Below are 25,157 nucleotides of genomic sequence, written 5' to 3'. Positions count from 1 at the left end.
AGTTAGCGGGTGGCAGCACGCCCGCCTGGCAACGCCTGCATTCGTAGAGGAGCCGGCGTCAACAAAGTTGCAGCGTCAAAATACGACACGCGCAGTTGCAAGCCACGTGGCGAATAACCAATGAACACCGCATCGAACCCCGGCACGATGGCCTGGTTGTATGCATGTGCGATTTTGGCATTTTCGATTTCCAGCAAAATGCCCAAGCTTTCGGCTTGTGCAAGTGCTTGGTTGTAGGTGTGTAGTACTTGTTTGCAAGTTTGAAAAAACACCAATTCCTGTTGCTGCCCACGTAGTGTTTTGGCAAAAAACTGGCGGTAGTAATACATCGGCTGACGCAAACGCGGGAGCACCTTCAGTACCGCAGTCCCAACGCCACACAACACGCCAGCGTCATCGCGGGCAAGACAGACCACTTGCTCCGCCCGTGCATGCGCAACCACCTCGTCACCAATCGCGTGGTGTTGCTTCCAGAATGCAAGTACCTCTTGCGCCAATTCCGGCGTTACCTGCTTCCAGACGGGGTGGAACGTCGCCTTCATTTGCCCGCCTTGTTGGTCGCTTGCGGCGCAAGGGTTTCCACCAGTTTCAGGTATTCACCAAACTCCAGTTTGCCGTCGCCATTGGTATCAAACCGCGCCAGTGGCGGCGCATTCTTGCCGGCATTCTTGATCAGCACCAAGTTGGTGTATTCATTGGCATCGATGGCACCATTATGGTTGCTATCCAAGCTGGCAAATTGCCGACGCAATTGCGCTTGCAGCTGCACCGCCGCCTGCGCTTGCTGCCAGCCGGCGCGAAACTCGGCCAGCGACAGTTGCCCATCGCCGTTCTTGTCCCACTCCCTGAAGGTGTCTGCGGCTATGTCTTTTGCCGGCGGTGCAATCACGGTCGTCGGCACAGCGGACTTGTTGGCTTGGGCATATGCGCCCGTGGCCGCCAACGACACGGCCAGCATGAGCGCACAGTTGGCAAGAATACGGCTCATGCGATGGGGGCCTCCACTGGCACATCAGATTCAAATGTAATCAAGTCTCGAATTTCAGCGGTACGCAGGCCGATCATCATCGGGTGCTTCACATTCGGCAGAAAACTAATGTCGAAAATTTCGGTGATGTCGCCTTCAAAGCGAATCCAATTCAGCACATCGCCATTGGTCAGCGAGATGATCTGCACCCCGCACCACGGATCGGCGTCGCGTTTTTTCAACTCGGCATCCAGCTGCAAGCCTTCAAAGCGCTGGTTGCGTGGCTTTGACAGGCCCACGGCGGCGACGTTGCCGATGATCGACAGGCCGCGCGCAAAGCCGGGCACGAAGGCATGCGGCACAAAGGATTTTTTCTCGAAATCGACCCAGCCAAGTTGCCCGGTGCCGGCGTTGAGCAGCCACAGTTTGCCGTTGTGCCAGCGTGGCGAATGCGGCATCGACAAGCCTTCGCACACGATTTCATCGGTGTCGATATCGATCACCACGCCACCATCGTGACGACGGTCGCGCCAGCCATCCACGCTATCGCTTTTGCACACTGCGGTGACGTATTTTGGCTCGCCATCAACCATGGCCAAGCCATTCAAATGGCACCTGTCTTCCGGGGCCAATTTGCTGATGAATTTGGGCTTCCAAATTGCTTTGAAGCTATGCGTCTGGCTGAGTTCGGCCAAGCACGAATATTTGGTGTTGACGAACACCACCTTGCCGTTTTTGCGGATGCCCAGCTCGTGGATGTCCAGATCGCCAATGGTCTGTGCGTTGCGCGGCACATAGCATTTATCGAACTGGCCATGGATCACTTCGTTGGGGCGCAACACGTTTTCAAAGCGCCACAACTGGTACAGGCCACCCAGATAGATGCGCTGGGCATTGCCCACCACGCCCATCGCGCGCTCGAAGATGCGCTCAAAAAATGACACCCGGCCCTGCTGGTCGCTGCCGACCAGATAAATACGCCCCGTTTGGTAGGAAGTGATGGCCAGCGACAAGCGGTGCTGCCCCAACCAACCGGCCAATCCACGCGAGCAGCCCTTTTCAACCTTGAGCTGGGTCAGGTCACGCGGGGCCTGTGCAGGCTTGGTGGCGTCGGTGGCGGCATTGGCCGCCGCCGGTGTGTTGCCTGTTTCGGCACCACCCTTGTTCAGGGCGTCCAGCCCGGTATCCAACTCAGGGGTGTCCTGGTTGGACTGAATCGGTGTTTCATTCTGATTGTTTTCGTTGGTCACGTGTTATCCAAACGGCAGTGTTGCAAGGCCCGGATCCGGCCATGTGACCGGACCCGGGGTAACGCATTACCAAGCGAAGCGCACGCTAGCCTGACCACCGACGAAGCTCTTGTAAGCCCCGCCATCGACCCAGTTGGCCCCGATATTGAAGCCAAGCCCCCCCTTCTGCACACCGAGGCCCAGCTCGGCCATCGCGCTGGTGCCGCGGGTGTTGGTATTCCCGTAGAAATTACCCACGGTGTAGGTGCTCTTGCCATTGACATCACGCACGGCGTTCAACGACCCATACGGGGTCCAGCGCACATCGCCCATCTGGAAGGTCTTGTTCATTTCCAAACCCAAACGTGCGCGGGTGAACGTGCCGCCATGCGAATCGAAGTTGACGCGATCGCCGAAGAACGTCTTCACGTCTTCTACCTTGGTGCGGGTGTACTGCACTTGCGGCACCAAGTTGAAGCTGCCGACATTCCATTCGTAGCCGGCTTCCAAGCTCATCGCATTGGTGTGCGCACGGCTGGTCATGACGCCGGCCGCCGACATCGAGCGAATGTCTGCACCCATCTGGCGCACGTTGAAATCGACGTAGAAGCTGCCTGGCACGTACCACGTGGCATAGCCGCCAATGGTGGCACCATTCAGGCGGTTCTCACCCATTCCACCGTCGGTCAACCGCTGCCGGCTGTCTGCATTGCCCAGCACCAAACCGGCATGGAAGTTCTCAAACAAATTGGCATTGATGCCAAATTCGCGGCCCCAGCTGGCTTGACTGTAATTGAAATGCCCGCCCTGCCCGAAATTGCCAGCCAGATGGCCGGGACGCATATCGCCTTGGTCGGTATACCCGCGAATGAAGGCACTCAACACCTTGCCCGCATCGCCATAGGGATTGACGCCCAAACGTTGACGGAAGGTGCCCATTTGCGAGTTCATCACCCCTGCGGCACCCGATGCTGCCGATGCCGCCAGCGCACCGGTATCGTTCAAACCGTTCACGTCGATATTGACCGAGAACTTGTCTGGCGTTGCATTGCTGGTATCCAACTGACTGCTGACCGTCAGGCCCACATCCAAGAAATTGGCGGCGTAGTTATAGCCAATCATCTGCCCAGCCACAAAGTTACCTGCCACCGAGGTGCCGGTCACCGTGGCAAACACCGACGACGCATGCGCGGTCAACGGCATCCCGGTGAACGCCACATTGACCTTCTGTGCCGCACTGGCCGCCATGCTGCCGGTCACCGCCAGCTGATCCACGGTGTTGTTGACCAGGTTCAAATCAAGATTGATGTTGCCTGCGCCGGCCATGGTGCCGGTGACCTGCAACTTGTCGGTGGTCAAGCCATTGAGGAAGTTCAGCGTGCCGCCACTGGTAAAGGTGCCCGCCGCGCCAACATCGACCAAATTGCCGCTGCCAATGGTTTGCAGCGTGCCGCCATTGATGAAGCTATTGGTACCCGCACCCATCTTGATGCTGCCACCGATCAAACTCACCAGGCCGCCGTTGTTGAGCAGATCATTGCCGTCGCCGAAGCTGACCACACCCCCACTGCCGATGCTCAGGATGCCGGCATTGATCAGGCTGTCATCGCCCGCACCCATTTCGATCTTGCCGCTACCGACGACAATCTTGCCGCCCACTGCGTTGGTGATGGTGTCATTGCCATCACCAAAATCACTGTGGGTAGTACCCAGCAAATCCCACACGCCGCCGGCTTTGTTGTTGAACACGTCATCGCCGCCGTACAAGGCCACTGCACCCTGCACCTTGCCGCTGTTGTTGATGGTCTCGCTACCGTCGCCACCCATGACGGCGAACGCAGCACCATCCGCACCATCTGCCCTCACCATGCCCGTGGCATAGTTGTTCAGCACATTGGCACCCGCACTGCCCTTGAACACCACGCCTGCCGACAGCGTGCCGCCACTGGCGTGGATCATCCCTGCGTTGTTAACTGTGGAAGTGCCTGCCGTGCTGTTTACCTGCACACCGGCTGCCAAGGCCCCATTGCCGGCCTCGATGGTTCCGGTTGCACTGTTGTTGACGACGATATTGCCGTGCGCCTCGGACACCACACCAATGCTGGTACCTGTCGATGTGGCCAGGATGTCGCCGCTGTTGTTTGCTGTGGCATTGCCCGCACCCGACTGCACCGACATGCCATAGGCACCGTAGTCACCACCGCTGGCGAAAATGGTGCCGCCATTGCTGGCGACTGCATTGCCACCGGCAGCGGCATAACTAGTCACGCCAATCGCCATCCCGTAATCGGAAACAGCCTTGATATGCCCCGTGTTGATGGCATTGGTATTGCCTGCCGTACTGTAGGCCTGAATCCCGACACCGCCACCCAACACACCCGTCGCATTGATATCGCCAGCGTTGCTGATCAACACATTGCCTTGCGAAGAACGACCTTCAATACCAATCGATACCAGCAGCGCAGAGGCATTGATCTTGCTGCTTGCCGACGTACTGACGGTCGTGCCATAGGTCGAACGCGCCGCGATACCCGTGGCCGACAGATAGCCGTTTGCTTGGATGTTGCCGCTGTTCCCCACTTGGGTATAACCACCGCGCGCCATGATGCCGTAAGCGTCTGTACCCGAATACAGCGCCGAGCCTGAGGTAGAACTAATGTCCCCACTATTAACCACTGTGGCGGTGCCATTGTTCGCGCGGGCAAATATGCCCACCGCCGGGTTATTGCCACTCACAACTGTGATATGCCCGGTGTTAGACACGCCCGCATTCCCGACACTCGCATGTGCAAACACACCGGAGGACTGGCCAAAGGCATAGCCTTCGATCGTGCCTGCATTCACGACAGCGACATCACCGGTATATGCAACACCCAAAATCCCAAAGCCGTTGCCGCCAAAGGAATAGAAGCCAATCTGCCCCGCCGCAGTGTTGTTGACACCCACGTCGCCGGCAGCGGAGATTGCCGATACCGCATAGGCCGAATATTTGCCGTTGGCGTAGATCGACCCGCTGTTATAAACCGTAGCGCCCTGCTGGCCCTGCACGTCCACACCATGTGCAGACGCACCGATGAAGGCACTCGATGTGGCAGTCACGTTCCCGGTATTGCTAACTGCAGCCGCACCGTTGCCCGCAAATGCCACGATGCCAGACGCCCCGTAGTAGCCATTTGCCGATGACGTTGCCGTGATATCACCAGCGTTGACTACCAGCGCATCACCCGCAAAAGACAGTGCCGCCACACCCGTCGCCATACCGGCTGAATCCACCGTGATGGTGCCGCTATTGCCAACACTGGTATCGCCGTCACCCGAGGCAAACACGCCATAGACACCAGCACCATATTTGTTGGCCTGACTGGCCAGAATCTGACCGCTGTTCACCACCGTCACAGTGCCGCCAATACCACTGGACACCGCTGAAATGCCATACGCGCCAAATGTGCCAGCTGCAGTAATGTCGCCGGAATTACCTATTTGCACCACCGCGCCTTCGGTGCTGGTGTTGGCAGAAATACCCGTTGCAATCTGGGTTCCGTAATACAGGGTATAGCCGTAGCCGAGATCTTTGTTCTTCAAGCCAGAACCAACAACGATGTCCCCGGAATTCGAGATGCCGATATCGCCGGCAGACTGCACATAAATACCTGTTGCATACCCGCCATTAACCATCAGGTTGCCGCTGTTGACCACCACCGCCCCACCTTCACCCGCAGTGGCGTAGATGCCGAACGCTTTGCCACCATCGGCCGCAGCAACCACGGCACCGTTGGAGTCGAATACCTGGCCGAACACACTGGCATTAGCATTGATTGTCGCGGTGTTGGACACCGTGACCGCATTGGTGCCTTGCGCTTCGATGCCCGCTGCCCAAGTATCCCCGATCGCTTCGAGCGCGCCATCGTTGTGCACACTGACGTTCATACCTGATGCGAAAATGGCATCGGCCAAACCATAGTACGAGGCGGCATACAAGGTGCCGGTGTTGGCAATCCCCACATCCCCCGATTGCGAATAACCATACAGACCAATCGCATTGCCGGCGGAGCTGTAGGCAAGGACATCGCCGTGGTTTTCAATCACCACATTGCCCGCACCGGATTTCGCGATGACCCCATTGACGTTGCCATTCAAAGAAAGTGCGCGTAGCGCCCCACTATTGATGACCGCGGCATTTCCATAGACCGAGCTGGCACTGATCGCATCGGCACCCAAAGCCAAGCCGATAACTTGAATATCACCGGCGTTCTCCACGACTGCATCACCAGAAAATGCACTGGCATTGATCCCCGTGGCCTGACCCGTCGCAAACACATCGATGCTGCCGCCGGTGGTTGTCACGCTGGCGCCATAACTGCCAACCGCAGCAATCCCGGTTGCTGCCAAATAACCATCGGCCTTGATCATGCCACTATTGATTACGCTGGCAACACCGTAATCGGAACGGGCAAGCACGCCATAAGCCACGCCCTGCTTGGAATAGGTATCGATACTGCCGCTATTGGTTACGCTGGCAACGCCATAATCGGCCCGTGCAAACACGCCAACCGCCGCACTTGCATTGCTCTTGATCGTGATGCTGCCGCTATTGTCGACATGGGTATTTCCTTGCTCGGCAAGCCCGAAGACACCCACCGCCTGTCCGTAGGCATAGCCTGCAATGGTGCCGGCGTTATCTACGGCGACATCTCCCAAGCTGGCAATGGCAAGCACACCAAACCCACGTCCCAGATAGGAGTAGAAGCCGATACTGCCGTCGGTCGAATTGCTGACCACCACATCCCCGGCGCCAGATATCGCACGCACGCCATATGCATACTTGTCCCCATTGGCATACAACGAACCGCTGTTATTGACAGTAACACTGCCAAATCCACTGGCATCAACTGCGGTACCAATGTACTTCCCGGTGGCAGTGACATTACCGCTATTGCTGACCGCCGCGTCACCATTGGCGGAGAACGCAAGCAAGCCGGTAGCGATATCCCCCAATGCCGCCGTGCTGGTGACTGTCACATCCCCCGAATTGGTAATGCTGGCAGTACCTGCAAACGACAAGGCTGACTCGCCGGTGGCCGCGCCCGCTGATACCACCGTAATTGCGCCGCTATTGTTAATGGTCGAATCGCCATCCGCTGACGTTGAAATGCCGTAGGCGCCTACACCGTACTTGGTCCCTTGCCCTGCGTAGATGGCACCGCTATTGGTGACACTGGCGCTACCACCCATGCCACTGGACACCGCAGAAATACCGGTGCCGCCGTAATAGGCATTGGCATCGATATTGCCGCTGTTGGTGACCGCAACCACCGCACCTTCGCCGCCACTGGTGGCATTGATCCCCGTTGCCACGGCTGAGTCTGTCGGCGTCCCCGCGGTGATATTGCCGCTGTTATCAATGTGAATGTCGCCGTAAGAGCGCGCCTCGATACCGGTGGCGTAATAGCCCTGCACAGCGATGGCTCCGCTGTTGACTACGGTCACGTCGGTGCCGGTAGCGTAGATGCCATAAGCGTGCGCCTGCATCGCATAGGTGCTGACCGTGATATCACCACTGTTACCTACCGTCAGTACATCGCCCGCCTGCGCCTCAATCCCGGCGGCCCAGTTCAGACCATCGGCGCTAATCGCGCCACTGTTGCTTACATCAACATTGGCACCCGAAGCAAAAATGCCATCGGCCAAGCCCGCAGCTGCGTAGGCCTGGATATCGGCAGCGTTATTGATGACAACATTGCCGCCGGCAGAGTACCCATAAATGCCAATTGCGCTGCCGCCGGTCGAACTGACATCGAGGTTTGCCCCCGCTTGGTTCGTGATACCCACGTATCCACCCATGCTATAGGCAGAAATCGCGGCGGCATTCCCAGGTTGCGCCTCGGTGATCGGATCGGCGTTGTCGATGATGATGTCGCCGGCGCTGTATTCATTGATCGCCAATGCCATCAAGGGCGCATGCATGCCTGCAACACCACCCGCGACCACCGTCAAATCAAACACGGGGGCAATATCAATCGCCGCGCGCTGTGTTTGCAGGGTGTGCGCGGTGGTCGCCGGGTGCCCTGCTGCCGCCACATTGCCACCAAAGCCAATGGCCAGGGTCAGTGCCGAGGCGGTCAGTGCCGAACGCACTGCGCGGGTCATGGGCGCCAACTTGATGATGCGTTGCTGACGTGTTTTGCCGGCAGTGCGGCTATTGCGGTTGTCGCTCATGTAACCCCCAAGTCCATTCTGGAAATTCGTGATGTCCGTCATGCCATGACGGTGCTTTATTGACGCAAGCTGTGCCCCAAGACGCGGCCAGCTGGGAAACCCCCTTCCAACTGAACGCTTCATTCATCTGCTTATCGCTTTTGTTATCGCCTGTTGCCACAAGCCTTGTCAACTCTCCTCTGGGTTCAGCACGGTTTCATGCACCCCATGACTCAACCTGAATAGCCGTTCACGCGGGAATAACATGACAAAACCACTGCTTGCCTACCGGCACATCTGCTCCTGCTTTGGCAGACCCGCCTCGCACTACTGCGCTCGTTCTGGAATAATCCGGCACTTGACGGCCGCAATCGGCCATTTCATGTGGGTGCACTGTGCGGACGACTGACCTCGCTTTCCTGAAGCGCTTCTCAATGGTGATCGCCTTTTTGTTCTTGGTGATGCTGGGCTTGATCCTGTTTGCCCATCATCTGAACGGCAAAGTCGAATACCCAACCGACCCGGCCGCGCAACAGCGCCTGCAAGACCGCATTGGCCCGGTCGGTGCGGTGTATGCCGGTGCCACCGGTGCTGCCGCGCAAGCCGCAGCGGCGGCCGCCGCAACTGCGGCGCTGACCGCCAACGTGCCCTTTGGTGGCCGCACCGACGGTGCTGAAATCTTCAATAACGGCCCCTGCACCGGCTGTCACACGGCCGGCGTCGGCGGGGCACCCAAACTGGATGCCGCCGGCATCGGTGCACGCGCCTCTGCGCAGGGTGTGGAAGAGTTGATCAAGAAGGCCACCGCAGGGTTCACCGGCAGTGCCGGCACCATGCCTGCCAAGGGCGGCAACCCGGCGTTGACCGACGACCAGATCAAGGCCGTGGTCGAATACATGGTGGCGCAAAGCAAGAAATAAGCACCGCATCGACCGTGCTGACAAACGCCGCCTGCGGGCGGCGTTTGCATATTTCCGCCCTCGGCACATCGCTTGCGGCATCATGTGCCCATGAACACCGGCGTGATTGAACCTACCACTTTCCTGATTCCCGGCCCGGCTGGGCACATCGAGGTCGCTTTCGACCCTGCCGATGCCGACCCGCAGCCGTTGTTGGCGGTCATCTGTCACCCCTTGCCCACCGAGGGTGGCAGCATGCACAACAAGGTGGTGACGATGACCGCACGCGCGCTGCGCGAAAGCGGCATCGCCACCTTGCGCTTCAATTTTCGTGGCGTCGGCCAGTCCGAGGGGCAGTTCGACGATGGTGTCGGTGAGTTGGATGATTTGCGTGCGGTCGTTGCGTGGGCGGCGCAGCAGCACCCAAAGCATGCGCTGTGGTTGGCCGGTTTCAGCTTTGGCGCGTGGGTGTCACTGCGGGGCGCAGTGGATTTGGGGGCCAAGGCATTGATTTCGATTGCCCCCCCGGTGGGCCGCAGCTGGGATTTTGAGAACATCGCGTTGCCGCAGCTGCCGTGGCTGGTCATTCAAGGCCAGGCCGATGAAGTGGTGGACGCGCACGCCGTGCGCGCTTGGGTCAGCGGCTTGCCGCAGCCACCCATCCTGATCGAAATGCCCGACACCAGTCACTTCTTTCATCGCAAATTGATCGACCTGCGCGGCGTCATTCGCCACATCGTGCACAGCTGGCTGCCGGCATGAGTAAAGCGGCGGCACCTTCACAACGCTACGCCACTGGCGTGGCGCGTGGCGACTGGTTGGACGACCCTGCGCAACACGCCGCGCTAACGGCACTTGATCGCATCCATCAGGCACTGCTGGTGCCGCGACCTACACGTGGCTTGTTTGCCCGCTGGTTCGATCACGCCCCGAGCGCGGGCCCGCAAGGCTTGTATCTGTGGGGCGGGGTGGGGCGCGGCAAAACGTTTTTGATCGATCTGTTTTTTGCTGGCCTGCCGTTTGCCGAAAAACGGCGCACCCATTTTCATCGCTTCATGCGCGACATCCACGAACGCCTGCGCGCGCACGCCGGCGAGACCGACCCGCTGGCGATGATTGCACGCGAATGGCGACACCGTTTGCGGGTGTTGGTGCTGGATGAATTTTTTGTCGATGACATCGGCGATGCGATGTTGTTGGGCCGCCTGCTGGAGCATTTGTTCGCACAGGGCGTGACCTTGGTGACCAGTTCCAACACCGCGCCCGACAACCTGTATCAAGATGGTCTGCAGCGCGCGCGCTTTTTACCTGCTATCGGTTTGATCAAGCAACATTGCAGCGTGGTGGAATTGATCAGCACGACCGACTATCGCCTGCGCGCACTGACCCGCTCGCCGGTGTATCGCACACCGCTGGATGCCGCTGCGGATGCGTGGCTGGAAGAACGCTGGCATGCCCTAGGGGGCGATGATGGCCACCGTGATGCTGGCATCGTTATCGATGATCGCCGCATCCCCGTGCGTGCCCGTGGCCAAGGGTTATGCTGGTTCGACTTTGCCGCGTTGTGCGAAGGCCCGCGCGGCACCACCGACTACATCGAAATTGCCCGCGAATTTCATACCGTGCTGCTGGGCGACATCCCCGCCTTCGATGCCGGCAATGAAGACGCCGCACAACGCTTCGTCAACCTGATCGACGAGCTGTACGACCGCCACGTCAATCTGGTGTGCACCGCCACCACCCCACCGATGGCGCTGTACACCGGCAGCCGCTTGCACGGCGCGTTTGCGCGCACCGCATCGCGCTTGGTCGAAATGCAGTCCACCGACTATCTGCTGCATCCCCACCGTTCATGCTCTGCTGGGGCTGGCCCCGCGCAGCCCGCTAGAATGTAAGCACTCTGTACCGTTCGCATTTTTGGAGGCTTCATGACCCCTGTGACCCGCACCCTTTGCCTGCTACTTGCCAGCGTGGCCTTGGCCGCCTGCAATCGCCAAGGCCCACAGGTGCCCAAGCCGGTGGACGACAACACCAATGCGCCGCAACGCCGCGATGACGGTGTGGAGTCGGTGACGGTGAACCCGAATGCCGCCAAGGCCGGTGCCGAAGTGGATGGCAACGGCGATATCGTGACCCCGGTGCACGAGTTCAAGAGCGGACAAACGGTGTATATCTCGGTGCCCACCAAGTTTGGCCGCAAGAACGGCGAGAAGCTGGAAGTGTTTTGGTTCTTGCAGGGCAAATCGCAAAAAGAAGACACCAAAACCATCCAAGGCCCATTCACCGTCTTTGAATTTGCCCCTTCCGATACCGGCGCTTACAACGTCGAAGTGGATGCCAATGGCCGCCCGGTGGCCTTGGTGCAATTTGAGGTCAAGTAAGTTGCGCGATGGCCATTGAAGGTTCCCCGCTGGGGCGCGACGTTGCCTATCCCGCCGGCTACGACCCCCACCTGCTCTATCCCATTCCACGTGCGCTGGCGCGTGCGCAATTGGGTTTGGATGCCGACGCATTGCCGTTTATTGGGCATGACCGCTGGCAGGCTTTCGAGCTCTCGTGGTTGGGCCCACGCGGTAAGCCACATGTGGCCACCGCCACGTTGCAGGTGCCCGCCAATTCGCCGAATTTGATCGAATCCAAATCGCTCAAGCTGTATCTCAATTCCTTCAATGCCAGCGTCTTTGCCGATGCCGAAGCGGTGCGCCTGCGCATACAAACGGATCTATCGAACGCCGCCGGCGCGCCCGTCACCTTGGCCTTCGGCTTGCCGCCAATGACGCCTGCGATGGCCGATACAAACACGATCGACAGCCTCGCCATCGACATCACCCAGTACGGCCCGCCAGATGCCGGCTTGCTGCATGCCGACACCACTGGCGAGTGGGTCGAAGAAACCCTGAGCAGCGCGCTGCTCAAATCCAATTGCCCGGTGACCGGGCAGCCTGATTGGGCCGATCTCCACATTCACTACCACGGCCCGCGCATCGACCGCGCCGGCCTGCTGCGTTACATCGTCAGCTTCCGTGACCACGCCGAATTTCACGAACAATGCGTGGAGCGCATCTTCATCGACTTGATGGCGCGCTGCACGCCGCAACGGTTGTCGGTGGAAGCACGCTACACCCGACGCGGTGGCCTAGACATCAACCCATGGCGGGCCACCGCTGGCAGCGCGGCACCGCTGCCATGTCGCGGTCTGCGCCAATAAGTCTGCAGGCCGCCGCCGCATGCGCCAGTCCACACTTCCAGGCATCGTGCTGGCGTTGACGTTGACCGCCTGCCAACCCAGCGCGCCCACGCAACCGGTTGCTGCCGTACCCCAAGCCACGCCACCGGCGGCGGCGGCGGCACGAGGCAACCCCACCGGCATCCACATCACCCGCATGGACCTTGGCAACACCCTTGGCAGCGATCAACGGGTGGTGCAACCGCTGCTGGTCTTTGCACCTACCGATACCATCCACGCTGTCCTTATCGTGGAGGGCCACGACACCGCGCCGCACCATCTGGTGGCACGCTGGACACACCTGACCAGCAAACAAACCGTGCTGGAAGAAGGCAAAACCCTGGTCTTTCATGGCCCGGCCATCACTGGGTTTCAAATCAGCAAACCCGATGGCTGGCCACTGGGGCAGTACAAGGTTGAACTGCTGCTGGATGATGTCTTGGTACAAACCCGTTTGTTTGAGGTGCTGGCAACGCCCGTGCCGTAACCCGCACAAGCGCCGCCATCAACCCGCAAACGCTGTATCCAATGCTTCGATAAAGCTGCGCTTTGCACGATGCGTGGTGCGCAGCTCGGCAAGGTAGCCGGCAAAGCCCGCTGTATCTTGCTGCCGTTCGTACAGCCGTCGCATGGTTTTCATCTGCATGAGTGCGTCTGCATACGCACGCTTATTCGCGGCACTCAGGATATCCAATACCACAGTACGCGCCGCCCGCAGCGCCAACTCCGGATAGTCCGGTGCCAATGCATGCATCAGTACACGCCAAGTCGGTACCGCCAATTTTGCTTGCGGCAGCATGTCCACAACTGCGCCAACATTGTGTTCGGCCAAATTCAAATACACCCACTGGTCATCGCCGAACTTCTGCCGCACATGTGCCAACGCACGTTCGCGCCATTGCGGCCAAGCCACGTCGTCAACACTGTCACGCAACCGCAAAAAATACTTCTCGTGTGGCTGCAACAAAAATGCTTCCCACACGAGCGCTGTTGCCTCTTCGTTGAAGCCATCGGCTTGGCGCACATCCGCCAACGCATCCAGCAAGCACAGTTCTTTTGGCAAGGCCTTCAAGCCGCGCTCTAGCCACTGGGTGGCGATACGTGCACGGCCATGTTCACGGCAGATTTGCGACATCTCGATGTAGTCAACCCCAAAGCTCAAGCCCGCGTTTTCACGCCGTCGTAATAAGGCATCCACATCCCCACCGTGCTGTGCCAATTGGCGTGACAGCACCAGCAACTTGCGGCGTTCACTACCGTGTGGATCTACGCTAAACCTGCCCTTGGATGTGTTTATGGGCAGCGCATCCAATTGCGCAGCCACCTCGCGGTCAAGCTCATCCAAGCCTTTGCGGCCAAGCGCTGCGGCATACATCGTTATGTCGCCCAACATGCCCCAATCATCCGCCAACGTTAGCTTCAGCAACCCATTGGCCAAGCCCGGCACATCGTGCAACACGCTGGCGGCCTGCCCGTGCAGTTGTGCAAGTTGAGCCACGACGTCCCCCAGCGCACCACTGGAGTCATCCACTTCGGCATACACCCCTATCAACCGGAGCATGGCGTAGTCGATTAATTCCAGCGCCTGCGCCGGTGCTGCGTTGATTTCCGTCTCCAGCAACGTCACCAACGTCTGTAGTCGATCGGCATAGCGCATGGTGGCGGCGTAATCCATAAAGCGCTTGCGCCCAATCAACTCGGCAATGGCTTTCCGGTGCGCCTCGGGCGCAGCCTGCGTCAACCGTGCGCGCGATACCAATTCCCGCCACAAGTCACGATCCCGCGCGGCCATCGACAGCACCAGCGTCCGTAACGCCTCGGCCGACTGTGCCTGTAGCCAGCCCTGTACCGCAGCCTCGGGACTGTGGTGTTGCTTCGCGGTTGCCTTGGTCGCAGCTTTACCGCGCTTGCCGGTTTCTGCAGAAGGTGTGCTCGCTTCGCGCGGCCCAATCCAACACAAACCCAACGCGACCTGATGCTTACAAAATTCGCCGCGCCGCCCCACGGGACAAGTGCAACTACCGCTCAACCAAGCGTTCTTGAATTGCAGACCAACCGTGTAATTGGCGCTCCCCATCACTTTCGCAGACACCGCCTGTGCATCTTGCTGGGTGATGTGCACAACCCCCGCATTCGCGTATGCCCGGCCGCGCAAGAACGCAGTCTTGCCAGCAAGTTCTTGCAAGTGGGTCGCGGTTAAAGGGCGTGGGTTTGACATGCTGATGCATTCAGTGAATACGAATGCACAGGATAGTGCCCTTGGGCGATTTTTCACCGCCGCCCGCAATGCGCGACAATAACGGTCTTGCCTCCACGCTGAGACCGTTATGTCCACGATTATCTACACGCTGACCGACGAAGCCCCGTTCCTTGCTACTGCGTCTTTCCTGCCCATCGTGCAGGCGTATGCGCGGACGGCGGGGGTGGACGTTGAAACCCGCGACATCTCGCTGGCGGCGCGGATTTTGGCGCAGTTCCCGCAGTTGTTGGGCGCGCGTGCGGTCAGTGACGACTTGGCCGAGTTGGGCGAGTTGGCGAAAACGCCGCAGGCCAACATCATCAAGCTGCCCAATATCAGCGCCTCGGTGCCACAGTTGAAAGCGGCGATCCAGGAATTGCAGGACAAAGGCTATCCGCTGCCGGACTACCCGGATGCGCCGCAGGGTGAGCGCGAAAAAGACATCAAGCAGCGTTACGACCGCGCCAAGGGCAGTGCGGTGAATCCGGTGCTGCGCGAGGGCAATTCCGACCGCCGCGCGCCGGCGTCGGTGAAGGCGTATGCCAGGAAGCACCCGCACCGGATGGGCAAATGGGATGCGGCGTCGCAATCGCATGTGGCGCATATGGAGTCCGGCGATTTTTACGGCAGCGAGCAGTCCTACACCCTAGTCAATCCGGGCCACGTGCGGATTGAATACACCAGCGTGACCGGCAGCAGCTTCCCGCTGCGTGGGCCGGTACCGGTGCAGGCTGGGGAGGTGATCGATGCAGCGGTGTTGGATGTCAAGGCGCTGGCCGATTTTGTGGATGCGCAAATCGCAGACGCCAAGGCGCGGGATGTGCTGTTTTCGCTGCACTTGAAAGCCACCATGATGAAGGTCAGCGACCCCATCATGTTTGGCATCGTGGTCAGTCGTTTTTATGCACCGGTGCTGGAAAAACACCCGCGCACGCTGGCCGAAATCGGGTTTGATCCCAATAACGGCATCGGCGATTTGTACGCCAAGCTGGGGCAGTTGCCGGAGTCGCAGCGGGTTGCTATCGAGGCTGATATCACTGCGTTGTACGCGCAGCGACCGGCGCTGGCGATGGTCAATTCCGACAAAGGCATCACCAATTTGCACGTGCCATCGGACGTGATTGTGGATGCGTCGATGCCAGCAATGATTCGTGATAGCGGCAAGATGTGGAACGCCGCCGGCGCGCTGCAAGACACCAAGGCACTGATCCCCGATCGCAACTATGCCGGCATCTATCAAGCGGTTCTTGATGATTGCAAAGAACACGGCGCGTTTGACCCGGCCACGATGGGCAGCGTGCCCAATGTCGGGCTGATGGCGCAGGCCGCCGAGGAATACGGCAGCCACGACAAGACCTTCAAGATCAGCGGCGATGGCACCGTGCGGGTGATCGACGAACACGGCACCGTATTGTTGCAGCACCCGGTCAAGGCCGGTGATATCTGGCGCATGTGCCAAACCAAAGACGCGCCGATCCGCGACTGGGTGAAGCTGGCAGTGACACGCGCGCGCTTGTCGAATACGCCGGTGATTTTCTGGCTGGATCCGCGCCGCGACCACGACCGTGGGTTGATCGCCAAGGTCGCCGCCTACCTCAACGAGCATGACACTACCGGCCTCGACATCAGCATCCTCAGCCCCATCCGCGCGATGCGGCAAACCCTCAAGCGCGTGCGCGCAGGCTTGGACACGATCGCCGCCACCGGCAATGTGTTGCGCGATTATCTGACCGATTTGTTCCCCATCATGGAGCTGGGCACCAGCGCCAAAATGCTGTCCATCGTGCCGCTGATGAACGGCGGCGGCTTGTTTGAAACGGGGGCCGGCGGCAGTGCGCCCAAGCATGTGCAGCAGTTCTTGGAAGAGGACTATCTGCGTTGGGATTCGCTGGGCGAATTCTTGGCGCTGGGTGCTTCGTTTGAACATCTGGCCAATACCACCGGCAACGCATCCGCGCAGGTGTTGGCCGATGCGCTGGATGCCGCCAACGCCCAGTTTTTGGATAACGACCGCTCGCCGGGCCGCAAGCTGGGCACCATTGATAACCGTGGCAGCCATTTCTATGTGGCGTTGTACTGGGCACAAGCCTTGGCCGCGCAAACCACCGACACCGCACTGGCCGCCAAGTTTGCGCCGCTGGCCAAGCAATTGACCGATGCGGAAGCCAAGATTGTCGAGGAGTTGATCGCAGTGCAGGGCAAACCGGTGGATATCGGCGGGTATTACCAGCCGGATCTCGCCAAGTTGCAGACCGCGATGCGGCCATCGGCCACCCTCAATGCCGCCTTGGCGTCACTGTAATTGCCACTGATCGCCTTCAACAAGCCTTATGGCGTGCTGTGTCAGTTCACCGACCACAGCACGCCAGCACGCCGCACGCTGGCGGAATTCGGCTTGCCCGCCGCTGTGTATGCTGCCGGTCGACTGGATTTTGATTCGGAAGGCCTGTTGCTACTCACCGACGATGGCGCGCTGGCGCATCGTCTTACCGACCCACGCCACAAGCTGCCTAAAACCTATTGGGTGCAGGTGGAAGGCACGCCACAGCAGGCGCAACTTGCGGCGCTGCGGCACGGGGTATTGCTGAAAGATGGCCGGACCTTGCCGGCGCAAGTGCGGCGCATCGGTACGCCATCACTGTGGCCACGTGACCCGCCAGTGCGGTTTCGCAAAACCGTGCCAGATGCCTGGCTTGAAATACAGATCCACGAAGGCCGTAACCGCCAGGTGCGGCGAATGACGGCAGCCGTCGGCTTGCCCACGCTGCGATTGGTGCGGGCGGCCATCGGCAACGTGGCTCTGCTGGATTTAATGCCTGGCCATTGGCGGGTCGTTGCAACTTACTGACGCTACCGCTGTTCTAGGTTTGCTAACGTAGCAGCTGGTTTGGGTCACTCTCTTGCAAACGCATGCCACATCAAGTCGCATCTGTTGGTCGTTTGTTATTGGCAGTGCCACAAACGGACGTGCTATCGCCGGCGTTGCAACTTCTCCAGCAAGACGGCCATGTGGTGCAGGTGTGTGCTGGCCATGACACGCTTTCGGTGGCACTGGCGGAACAACCCGATGTCATCATTTTGGACACCCCGTTTCCCGGTGCGGTTGGCTTGCCGGTACTGACAGAACTGCAAGCGCACCCTGGGACACGCAATATCCCCGTGGTGTTTTTGACCGTGGCGCACGACTTGCAGCGGTTGCTGCATGCGTTCGAATACGGCGCAGTTTGCTGCGTTCGCAAACCTTATGATGGTAACGAGCTTCGCGCCCAAGTCCGCGTGCATGTAACATTGAAGTTGACTCGGGATCGTTTACTGAAAGTCGCGCATGAGCGCGAAGTTTTGTTCAATCTGGTCGCACACGATTTGAAAAACCCATTGGCCAGCGTGCTGTTTGCCGGTGAAATGTTGGCAATGCCAGATTGCAAACCCGAACGCGTTCCGCGCTATTTGCAGATCATCGATGACAGCGCGCGCGAGGCCTTGGGCTGCATCCGCAACTACCTGCAAAGCCAATCCAACAGCAGTTGCCCGGCGCCAGAATCGGCGCATGCTTGCGCGCATCTGGGCGACACCGTGCGCTGGCTGGCAGCGCGGTACGAGCTGCAACTGGAAGCCAGCGGCGTGCGCATGCACATCCACATTCCCGATACCGCCGCATGCGTAGCCTTCAGTGGGCAGCAATTGCGGCAAGTGGGCGAAAACCTGATCAGCAATGCATTGAAATATGCACGCGAAGGTGGCGAGCTGGAGTTACTGGTGCGCGCCGGCAGCCAGGGCCGCTGGCAACTGGTGGCGCAAGACCGCGGTCCGGGGGTTGCTGTGGACTTTCAGGCGACCCTATTCACGCCCTTCCTGCGCCCCGGGGGGCAGACCACCATTACCGAGCAATCCAGTGGCTTGGGTTTAGCTTTGTCACGGCAACTGGTGGTCAATGCCGGCGGTCGTCTGTGGTACGAAGACCGTGAAGATCGCGGTGCGCGCTTCGTGGTGGAGCTTCCGGCAGCCGATTGCAGCCACTGCTTCGGCTAACGCCACACACTCATACGCCGTACTCGTCTTGGTTGGGGTCGGCATGCCGCAGACGTGTGGCTTGGCCGTCGATAACGGCGGATTTTTTTGCCCGCTGCCGCGCTGCATACCAAAGCACGCCGGCACCCACCACGGCGGCGCCGACCAAAATAGGGTTGCGCCGCACGAACGTGCCCGCCACCTTCGACCCGGCACGTAATGCGCCCAGTGCCGCTCCGGTTTCCAGCCATTGCACGGCCTTGTCCGGCACTTTTTTACGCAGGCCGTCGCCAATCTCACCGATCAGTTCCAGCGCGCGATCTTGTGCTTTGTCCAGTGTGTTCATGAGCATCACCTCGAGAAATCAGCAGAGTTCCTGCGGTTTCACCATACAACGAATTTTGGGTGGCTCGATGACTTGGGGCTTGACGGCTGAATGCAAATAGGAATAATTCGCATTCTCTTTTGTGCACTCTTAATTTTATGCCGCCATGCTTGCCTTCTACCCGTCGCCTACCTGCATTCCTCCTTACACCGGCAACCCCACTGCCGCGCTTAGCCATTGCAATCGCTTTCGCATTGGTCACCCCCAGCGTGTTTGCCCAGACGCAAGCCAGCCCGGAGGGTAGCGCGCCCACAGCATTGGACAAAGTGGTGGTCACCGCCACCAAGCACACCCAAGCCGAACGCACTGCACCGGCAACCGTTACCGTGATCGACCGCGCCGAAATATCCCAACGTCCTTCCGCAGACCTGCTGGATGTGGTGCAGGAAGTCCCCGGAATCACCCTGTCGCCACGCCAAGTGGGTGGCCGCAAGACGTTTTCGATCCGTGGCCTGGAAGGCAAGCACACGTTGACCTTGATCGACGGGCGCCGCATTTCCGCCAGCGACGATGTGGTGGGACATTCCGATTACCAGTACGGCTGGATGCCATTGTCGGCCATCGAACAGGTGGAAGTGCTCCGTGGCCCGCTGTCGGCACTGTATGGCTCGGAAGCACTGGGCGGGGTGGTCAATATGATCTCGCGCTGGCCCAAACACATATGGGAGGGGGAATTCAATCTGGGGGCGAGTTTGCCAGTGGTGGCCAAGGTGGTAATGGCAGCAACGCTGCCGCCTATCTGGCCGGCCCTTTGAACGAACATGTTGCACTGCGCCTCAATGCCACGCGCAACCATGTGGCCTCGGTGGCAGATCGTGATGACCCGCGCTATAGCGAAATTGAAGGCCGCAAAGGGTACAGCGGTGGTGGCACGCTGTTACTCACACCCACCGCGCAGCAAGCTGTTGAACTGGGTTGGCAAGGTGGGCGCGAGGAGCGCTTCTTTGATGACGTGTCCTATGCGGGAGCCTCTTACCAAAGCCGTTATCTGCTGGATCGCAGCCACGCTTGGGCGCAGTGGAAAGGTGATTTTTCCCCACTCAGCATGCAATTGCGCGCATACCGTAGCGCGATGGATATTGAAAACGTGCGCAGCAATGGCGTGGCTCCAACGCGCCCGCAATCGCTGCGCGATCAGGTTGTCGATGGCCATCTGCAATGGCAGTGGGGTCAACACTTCCTTACCGCCGGTGGGGAATGGCGCCGCGAAACACTGATCAATGCAGGCTTGAAAAATGGCCGCGACAGCGCCGATCACAAGGCGCTGTTCCTGCAAGATGAAGTGGATTTAAGCCGAACGCTGGCAGCAACCGTAGGTGTGCGTTTCGATCAACATGCCTTGTTTGGCGATGCCAGCAGTCCGCGCGCCTACCTCGTGTGGACACCTACCGATGCTCTGGTGATCAAGGGCGGCATTGGGCGCGCCTTCAAGGCCCCCACGTTGAAGCAAATTTCACCCAATTATGTGGGCGCAGAAGGGCCGCACACGTTTTATGGCAACCCCCTTGTGCGCCCGGAAACCGCGCGATCTGCGGAGCTTGGCGCAGACTGGATTCATGGCGCATGGTCGCTGCGTGCAACCGCATTCCGCACCGATGTCGATGACCTCATCACCACGGTATTGCTGCGCCAGCAGGGGCCGCGCATGTTCTATCAATACGCCAATGTGGATCACGCACGCATCAAGGGCGCAGAGCTTGGCTTGACATGGACACCATCAAGCCACTGGCGCTGGAATAACGATGTCACCTTGCTGCAAACCCGCGATCGCACCACTCAGATGCCACTGCCCGACCGCCCGCGCCGCACCTGGAACTCACAACTGAAGTGGACACAGGGCGACTGGCAGGCACAACTGGCCATGCAGTGGACGGGCCAACAGCCGACCTTCGGTGGTATTCAATTGCCGCACTACCGCGTGTTCAATGTCAGCCTGCAGCAGCGCATCAACCAACGTTTCCGTTGGCATGTGGGTATCGACAATCTCACCAATCTGCGCTTGGCCGACACCTCATCAAACTTTGGTTACGCCATTCGCGGCCGCGTGCTTGACGCCGGCGTGCAGTTTGGGTTTTGAGGATCCGCCATGACGTCTTCCGCGCGATCGTATCTTGCCTGCTGGGCGACCTTCTTTTTGTTGTGCGTGCTGGGCCTTTCGAGGGCGCATGCACAGCAACCTCTGGCCGACCGGCCTGCCATGGAGGGCAACCGGTCAACCAGCACCGCGGCGGCGCGTCACCGCGTGCTGTTCATCGCCACCAGCAATGTGCCCAAGGGCAAATTTCGCAACTTAGAATCGATTGCTGCCAGCGCCGGGTTTACGGTTGAGGCGCGCTATCTGTCACAGATTTCTGCCGATGCCGATGCTTCGATGTATCAAGGCTTCGATGCGGTCTTCATTGATAGCTATCAGGTTGATTCGGTCAAAGCGCAGTTAGCCAAATCACTGCCCGGGTTGCAGGTGCCGCATGTGTGGTTGTACGACAAGCAGCCGGAATGGGGCGGCGGTTTGCGTGCGGCCACTGCACAGACGTTGCTGGACTATTACAGCAATAGTGGCGAGCAAAACTTCCGTGGTTTCTTTGCAACGCTAGCAGCAACGCTGGAGGGTAAACTCGCACCACGTGACTTGCCGCCACCGGTGAAATTTCCTGCCACTGCCATCTACCATCCGCGCCTGCCGGGGCTGGTCAGTGCGGATCTGCAAACCTATTTGCAGTGGGCCAAGGCCACGCCGAACAAACCCATCATCGCGGTATTGATCCATCAGCAATACATCGCCTCGATGCAGACCGGTTTTATCGACGACATGATTGCGCGTATTGAAGCGCGCGGTGCCACGCCATTGGTGCTGTATGCGCCCGCGATGGAAGCCGGCACGCTGGCCCCGTGGCTGCGCCCGCGCAGTGATGCGCCGGCGCACGCCGATGTGCTGATCAACACCCAAATCATGCTCAATGCCGAAGGCCGCAGGCAGGAATTCGCGTCGTTTGGCATCCCGGTCATTCAAGCCATGCCGTATCGCAAAGGCGATGCCGAAGCATGGCGCGCCGACCCACAGGGCGTTGCGCTGATGGATGTGCCGTTCTATTTCGCGCAACCCGAATATGCCGGCGTGTTCGATATTCAAGTGGCGGCCACCACGCGCAAAAGTGACGACGCCATTGTCGCCATTCCCGAGCAGGCCGACGCGGTAGTGAACAAAGCAATCCATCTGGCAACGCTGCGCCGCAAAGCCAATGCCGACAAACACTTGGCGTTGATGTTCTGGAACTACCCGAGCGGCGAGAAAAATTTGTCGGCCTCGTTCCTCAATGTGCCACGCAGCCTGCAATCCACCCTGGATGGACTGCGCGCAGCGGGCTATTCCTTGCCGGCAACGCCGGACGAAACCGTCCTCATCGAAAAACTGCAACGCCTGCTGGCACCCAGTTACCGCGATGGCTTGCTGGAGGCCTTGGTGGCGGATGACTTGGCGGCACTGCTGCCGGTTGCACGCTACCAAGCATAGCTGGCCACCTTGCCGAAAGACACCCAGGACGCACTGCAGCGGCGGTGGGGCGATCCGCAGTCATCCGAGTGGGTGATCCAGCGCGATGCACAGGCGTGGTTTGTGATCCCGCGCCTGCATCTGGGCGCGCTTGACATCCTGCCGCAACCGACCCGCGCCTCACGCAAGGATCAAGATAAAGAAAAGTTGTTGTATCACTCGATGAAAGCCGACGCGCTGCCCTCGCATGCGTACCTGGCCACCTATCTGTGGGTGCGCGAAGGCAGCGCCGGGCAAGGCCACGATGCGCTGATTCACTACGGCACCCACGGCACTCAGGAATGGATGCCGGGCAAGGAGCGTGGGTTGTCGGTGTACGACGCACCCATGCTTGCACTGGGCGACATTCCGGTGGTGTATCCCTACATCGTGGACAACATCGGTGAGGCGATGCAGGCGCGCCGACGCGGGCGCGCGGTGACGCTCAGTCATCAAACCCCCGCGTTCAAACCGGCCGGTCTGTATCAACAATTGACCGCCCTGCATGACCTGTTACACCAGTGGTTGGCGCAAGACGAGGGTGCGGTCAAACAACGTTTGCGCGACGATCTACTGGCCGGTGCGGTGAAGGAGCGCCTGCTGGCCGATATGGGTTGGAATGTGGCGCGTGCGCGCCAGGACTTCCCCGCATTTGTGGATGCCTTGCATGTGCATTTGCATGCACTGGCCGATACCGCACAACCGCTTGGCTTGCACAGCTATGGTCGCGCGCCGGAGGACTTGTATCGCGCCGCAACGGTCATGCTGATGCTGGGAAAACCCTTTGCACAGGCCGCCGGTCGCTATGCCGGAGTGAAAGAGAATGATTTGAATGAAGCCTTCACCGGCGACTACAGCGCGCTGGACAAAAGTGCGCCATTCCAGCTGATTCAGCGTTTCGTCGTCCAGCAACAAGATGCCAGCGGGCTGCCTGAAGCACTGCGCGCACAGATCGAAACCGCGCGCACGTACTGGCAGGCCCTTGGTGCCGGCAATGAACTGCCCGCCTTGTTGGCGGCGCTGTCGGGACAATACACACCGACCTCGTATGGTGGCGACCCGCTGAAGAACCCGGATGCGTATCCCACCGGGCGCAACTTGTACGGGTTTGATCCTTCGCGCATTCCCACACCACAGGCATGGGCGGCAGGCAAGCAGGCGGCGGAAGACTTGATCGCCGCGCATCGCGCCAAGACCGGCAAGGCCCCGCAAAAGCTTGCGGTGTCACTGTGGTCGGTGGAAACCATGCGCCACCAAGGCATGTTGGAAGCGCAGGCATTGTGGTTGCTGGGTGTCACCCCCGAGTGGGACCAAGGTGGCCGCGTCACCGGGGTGAAGCTGGTGCCGCGCGCGCAACTGGGCCGCGCACGTGTGGATGTGGTGCTATCGGCCACCGGCCTGTACCGCGATCACTTCCCAAATGTCATCAAGCAACTGGCGCGCGCGGTGCAATTGGCCGCCGACGCCACGGATGAGCACGACAACCCCGTCGCCCGCAACAGCCAACGCATCGAAGTGGCACTCCGCAAACGCGGCATGGATGAAAAAACCGCGCACAACGCCGCGCAAACGCGCATTTTTTCCTCCGAATCCGGCCGTTATGGCACCGGCCTGGACGACGCCACCTTAGCCACCGACACCTGGAAGGGTAAGGCCGAAGGTGACCGTAAATTGGCGCAGTTGTATCTGGATCGCATGCAGTTTGCGTATGGCCCAGACGAGGCGCAGTGGGGCGCGCGCGTGGGTGATGGCACTGCTGCACCACTCAATTTGTATGCCGAGCAACTGCACGGCACCGAAGGCGCGGTGCTGTCGCGCACGTCGAATCTTTACGGCATGTTGACCACCGACGATCCGTTTCAATACTTGGGTGGCATTGCTCTGGCGGTGCGCCAATTGGACGGCAAAGCACCGGCGCTTTACATCAGCAATTTGCGGGGTGGCGGCAATGGTCGGGTTGAAGATGCGGCGCAGTTTTTGGCGAAAGAACTGGCCACCCGCCAATTTCACCCCGGCTACATCAAAGGCCTGATGGCCGAAGGCTATGCCGGCACCTTGCAGGTGTTGGATGCCACCAATAATTTTTGGGGCTGGACGGCGGTGGCGCGCGAAATTGTGCGCGATGACCAATGGCAGGAAATGGTCGATGTGTATGTGCGCGACAAACACAAGTTGGGCCTGCGCGATTGGTTTGAACGCGAAAATCCGCACGCACTGGCGCAGACCATCGAGCGCATGTTGGAAGCGCAACGCCAAGGCTATTGGAAAACCGATGCCGCCACCATTGCCGAACTAAAAACCCGTTGGCGTGAGCTGTCGCAACGCTTCGATGTACGCAGCGACAACGCCGCGTTTACCCGCAGCGTGGCACCGCCGGCAACGCGCACGCTTGCTGTTGCAGCGGCATCTGGCTTTGGTTTGCAACAACCGGGCACCCGCGATGCGGCCGCGCCTGTGCATCCACAGCCCGCGCAGCCACA

17 protein-coding genes and 1 pseudogene are annotated in these 25,157 nt (G+C 59.6%); 12 read left to right on the top strand and 6 right to left on the bottom strand.

All coding sequences use genetic code 11. The features are described 5' to 3' along the window. Nucleotides 1-2: 2 nt before the first annotated feature. The 4 genes from PK789_RS06460 to PK789_RS06445 all read right to left on the bottom strand — a co-directional run bounded on the left by PK789_RS06460 (nucleotide 3) and on the right by PK789_RS06445 (nucleotide 8,412). Nucleotides 3-542: a hypothetical protein gene (locus PK789_RS06460; RefSeq protein ID WP_324307845.1), complete on the bottom strand. Its 540-nt coding sequence runs from the start codon at nucleotides 540-542 to the stop codon at nucleotides 3-5. Continuing rightward, nucleotides 539-988, bottom strand: a complete 450-nt coding sequence (locus PK789_RS06455) for an EF-hand domain-containing protein (protein ID WP_324307844.1) — start codon at nucleotides 986-988, stop codon at nucleotides 539-541. The genes PK789_RS06460 and PK789_RS06455 overlap by 4 nt, the downstream gene beginning before the upstream one ends. Then, nucleotides 985-2,217, bottom strand: coding sequence for a TIGR03032 family protein (locus PK789_RS06450; RefSeq protein WP_324307842.1), 1,233 nt, complete (start codon nucleotides 2,215-2,217; stop codon nucleotides 985-987). The genes PK789_RS06455 and PK789_RS06450 overlap by 4 nt, the downstream gene beginning before the upstream one ends. 66 nt (nucleotides 2,218-2,283) lie before the next feature. Continuing rightward, complete coding sequence (locus PK789_RS06445; protein ID WP_324307840.1) at nucleotides 2,284-8,412, bottom strand: hypothetical protein; 6,129 nt, start codon at nucleotides 8,410-8,412, stop codon at nucleotides 2,284-2,286. 374 nt (nucleotides 8,413-8,786) lie between these two features. Between PK789_RS06445 and PK789_RS06440 the strand changes: the two genes are divergently transcribed. The 6 genes from PK789_RS06440 (at nucleotide 8,787) to PK789_RS06415 (ending at nucleotide 13,003) form a co-directional block, all read left to right on the top strand. Beyond that, nucleotides 8,787-9,311: a c-type cytochrome gene (locus tag PK789_RS06440; protein WP_324307838.1), complete on the top strand. Its 525-nt coding sequence runs from the start codon at nucleotides 8,787-8,789 to the stop codon at nucleotides 9,309-9,311. 90 nt (nucleotides 9,312-9,401) lie between these two features. After that, nucleotides 9,402-10,052, top strand: coding sequence for an alpha/beta hydrolase (locus PK789_RS06435; protein WP_324307836.1), 651 nt, complete (start codon nucleotides 9,402-9,404; stop codon nucleotides 10,050-10,052). Beyond that, the gene (zapE, locus tag PK789_RS06430; protein WP_324307834.1) at nucleotides 10,049-11,185 is read left to right on the top strand and encodes a cell division protein ZapE; all 1,137 of its coding nucleotides are present in this window, start codon (nucleotides 10,049-10,051) and stop codon (nucleotides 11,183-11,185) included. Before PK789_RS06435 ends, zapE begins: the two co-directional genes overlap by 4 nt. Nucleotides 11,186-11,218: 33 nt before the next feature. Then, nucleotides 11,219-11,671: a hypothetical protein gene (locus tag PK789_RS06425; protein ID WP_324307832.1), complete on the top strand. Its 453-nt coding sequence runs from the start codon at nucleotides 11,219-11,221 to the stop codon at nucleotides 11,669-11,671. 8 nt (nucleotides 11,672-11,679) lie between these two features. Further along, the gene (queF, locus tag PK789_RS06420; protein ID WP_324307830.1) at nucleotides 11,680-12,498 is read left to right on the top strand and encodes an NADPH-dependent 7-cyano-7-deazaguanine reductase QueF; all 819 of its coding nucleotides are present in this window, start codon (nucleotides 11,680-11,682) and stop codon (nucleotides 12,496-12,498) included. Between the two features lie 19 nt (nucleotides 12,499-12,517). Continuing rightward, nucleotides 12,518-13,003 (top strand): hypothetical protein, encoded by a 486-nt coding sequence (locus PK789_RS06415; protein WP_324307828.1) that lies wholly within the window; start codon nucleotides 12,518-12,520, stop codon nucleotides 13,001-13,003. 18 nt (nucleotides 13,004-13,021) lie between these two features. On the opposite strand, the gene PK789_RS06410 is transcribed toward PK789_RS06415, so the two are convergent. After that, complete coding sequence (locus PK789_RS06410) at nucleotides 13,022-14,308, bottom strand: DUF6880 family protein (protein ID WP_503011913.1); 1,287 nt, start codon at nucleotides 14,306-14,308, stop codon at nucleotides 13,022-13,024. Nucleotides 14,309-14,843: 535 nt separating this feature from the next. On the opposite strand from PK789_RS06410, the gene PK789_RS06405 reads away from it, so the two are divergent. From PK789_RS06405 to PK789_RS06395, 3 genes are all read left to right on the top strand, one after another. Beyond that, a complete protein-coding gene (locus PK789_RS06405) occupies nucleotides 14,844-17,057 on the top strand; it encodes an NADP-dependent isocitrate dehydrogenase (protein ID WP_324307827.1) in 2,214 nt (737 codons plus the stop codon). Further along, a complete protein-coding gene (locus PK789_RS06400; RefSeq protein WP_324307825.1) occupies nucleotides 17,058-17,603 on the top strand; it encodes a pseudouridine synthase in 546 nt (181 codons plus the stop codon). It abuts the gene before it with no gap. A 62-nt stretch (nucleotides 17,604-17,665) separates the two neighbouring features. After that, nucleotides 17,666-18,784, top strand: coding sequence for a hybrid sensor histidine kinase/response regulator (locus tag PK789_RS06395; protein WP_324307823.1), 1,119 nt, complete (start codon nucleotides 17,666-17,668; stop codon nucleotides 18,782-18,784). A 10-nt stretch (nucleotides 18,785-18,794) separates the two neighbouring features. On the opposite strand, the gene PK789_RS06390 is transcribed toward PK789_RS06395, so the two are convergent. Then, nucleotides 18,795-19,109, bottom strand: a complete 315-nt coding sequence (locus tag PK789_RS06390; protein ID WP_324307822.1) for a hypothetical protein — start codon at nucleotides 19,107-19,109, stop codon at nucleotides 18,795-18,797. Between the two features lie 149 nt (nucleotides 19,110-19,258). On the opposite strand from PK789_RS06390, the gene PK789_RS06385 reads away from it, so the two are divergent. The 3 genes and pseudogenes from PK789_RS06385 to cobN all read left to right on the top strand — a co-directional run. Further along, nucleotides 19,259-19,903, top strand: coding sequence for a TonB-dependent receptor plug domain-containing protein (locus PK789_RS06385; RefSeq protein WP_324307821.1), 645 nt, complete (start codon nucleotides 19,259-19,261; stop codon nucleotides 19,901-19,903). After that, on the top strand, nucleotides 19,900-21,225 hold the full coding sequence (locus tag PK789_RS06380; protein WP_324307819.1) for a TonB-dependent receptor plug domain-containing protein: 1,326 nt from the start codon (nucleotides 19,900-19,902) through the stop codon (nucleotides 21,223-21,225). The genes PK789_RS06385 and PK789_RS06380 overlap by 4 nt, the downstream gene beginning before the upstream one ends. Before the next feature lie 9 nt (nucleotides 21,226-21,234). Further along, nucleotides 21,235-25,157 (top strand): annotated as a pseudogene (cobN, locus tag PK789_RS06375) (cobaltochelatase subunit CobN); the annotation flags it as partial.

Source organism: Thermomonas sp., from assembly GCF_035369645.1.
In the GTDB taxonomy this organism is placed as follows: domain Bacteria; phylum Pseudomonadota; class Gammaproteobacteria; order Xanthomonadales; family Xanthomonadaceae; genus Thermomonas.
Note: the sequence above shows the minus strand (reverse complement) of the source record. Positions and strands in the feature narration are given on the sequence as shown.

What these genes read in the sequence shown, in the direction of transcription:
- PK789_RS06390 (WP_324307822.1), bottom strand. Translation starts at nt 19,109, where the DNA reads ATGAACACACTGGACAAAGCACAAGATCGCGCGCTGGAACTGATCGGT.
- PK789_RS06425 (WP_324307832.1), top strand. Translation starts at nt 11,219, where the DNA reads ATGACCCCTGTGACCCGCACCCTTTGCCTGCTACTTGCCAGCGTGGCC.
- zapE (WP_324307834.1), top strand. Translation starts at nt 10,049, where the DNA reads ATGAGTAAAGCGGCGGCACCTTCACAACGCTACGCCACTGGCGTGGCG.
- queF (WP_324307830.1), top strand. Translation starts at nt 11,680, where the DNA reads ATGGCCATTGAAGGTTCCCCGCTGGGGCGCGACGTTGCCTATCCCGCC.
- PK789_RS06445 (WP_324307840.1), bottom strand. Translation starts at nt 8,412, where the DNA reads ATGAGCGACAACCGCAATAGCCGCACTGCCGGCAAAACACGTCAGCAA.
- PK789_RS06455 (WP_324307844.1), bottom strand. Translation starts at nt 988, where the DNA reads ATGAGCCGTATTCTTGCCAACTGTGCGCTCATGCTGGCCGTGTCGTTG.
- PK789_RS06405 (WP_324307827.1), top strand. Translation starts at nt 14,844, where the DNA reads ATGTCCACGATTATCTACACGCTGACCGACGAAGCCCCGTTCCTTGCT.
- PK789_RS06435 (WP_324307836.1), top strand. Translation starts at nt 9,402, where the DNA reads ATGAACACCGGCGTGATTGAACCTACCACTTTCCTGATTCCCGGCCCG.
- PK789_RS06410 (WP_503011913.1), bottom strand. Translation starts at nt 14,308, where the DNA reads ATGGCCGCGCGGGATCGTGACTTGTGGCGGGAATTGGTATCGCGCGCA.
- PK789_RS06460 (WP_324307845.1), bottom strand. Translation starts at nt 542, where the DNA reads ATGAAGGCGACGTTCCACCCCGTCTGGAAGCAGGTAACGCCGGAATTG.
- PK789_RS06415 (WP_324307828.1), top strand. Translation starts at nt 12,518, where the DNA reads ATGCGCCAGTCCACACTTCCAGGCATCGTGCTGGCGTTGACGTTGACC.
- PK789_RS06395 (WP_324307823.1), top strand. Translation starts at nt 17,666, where the DNA reads ATGCCACATCAAGTCGCATCTGTTGGTCGTTTGTTATTGGCAGTGCCA.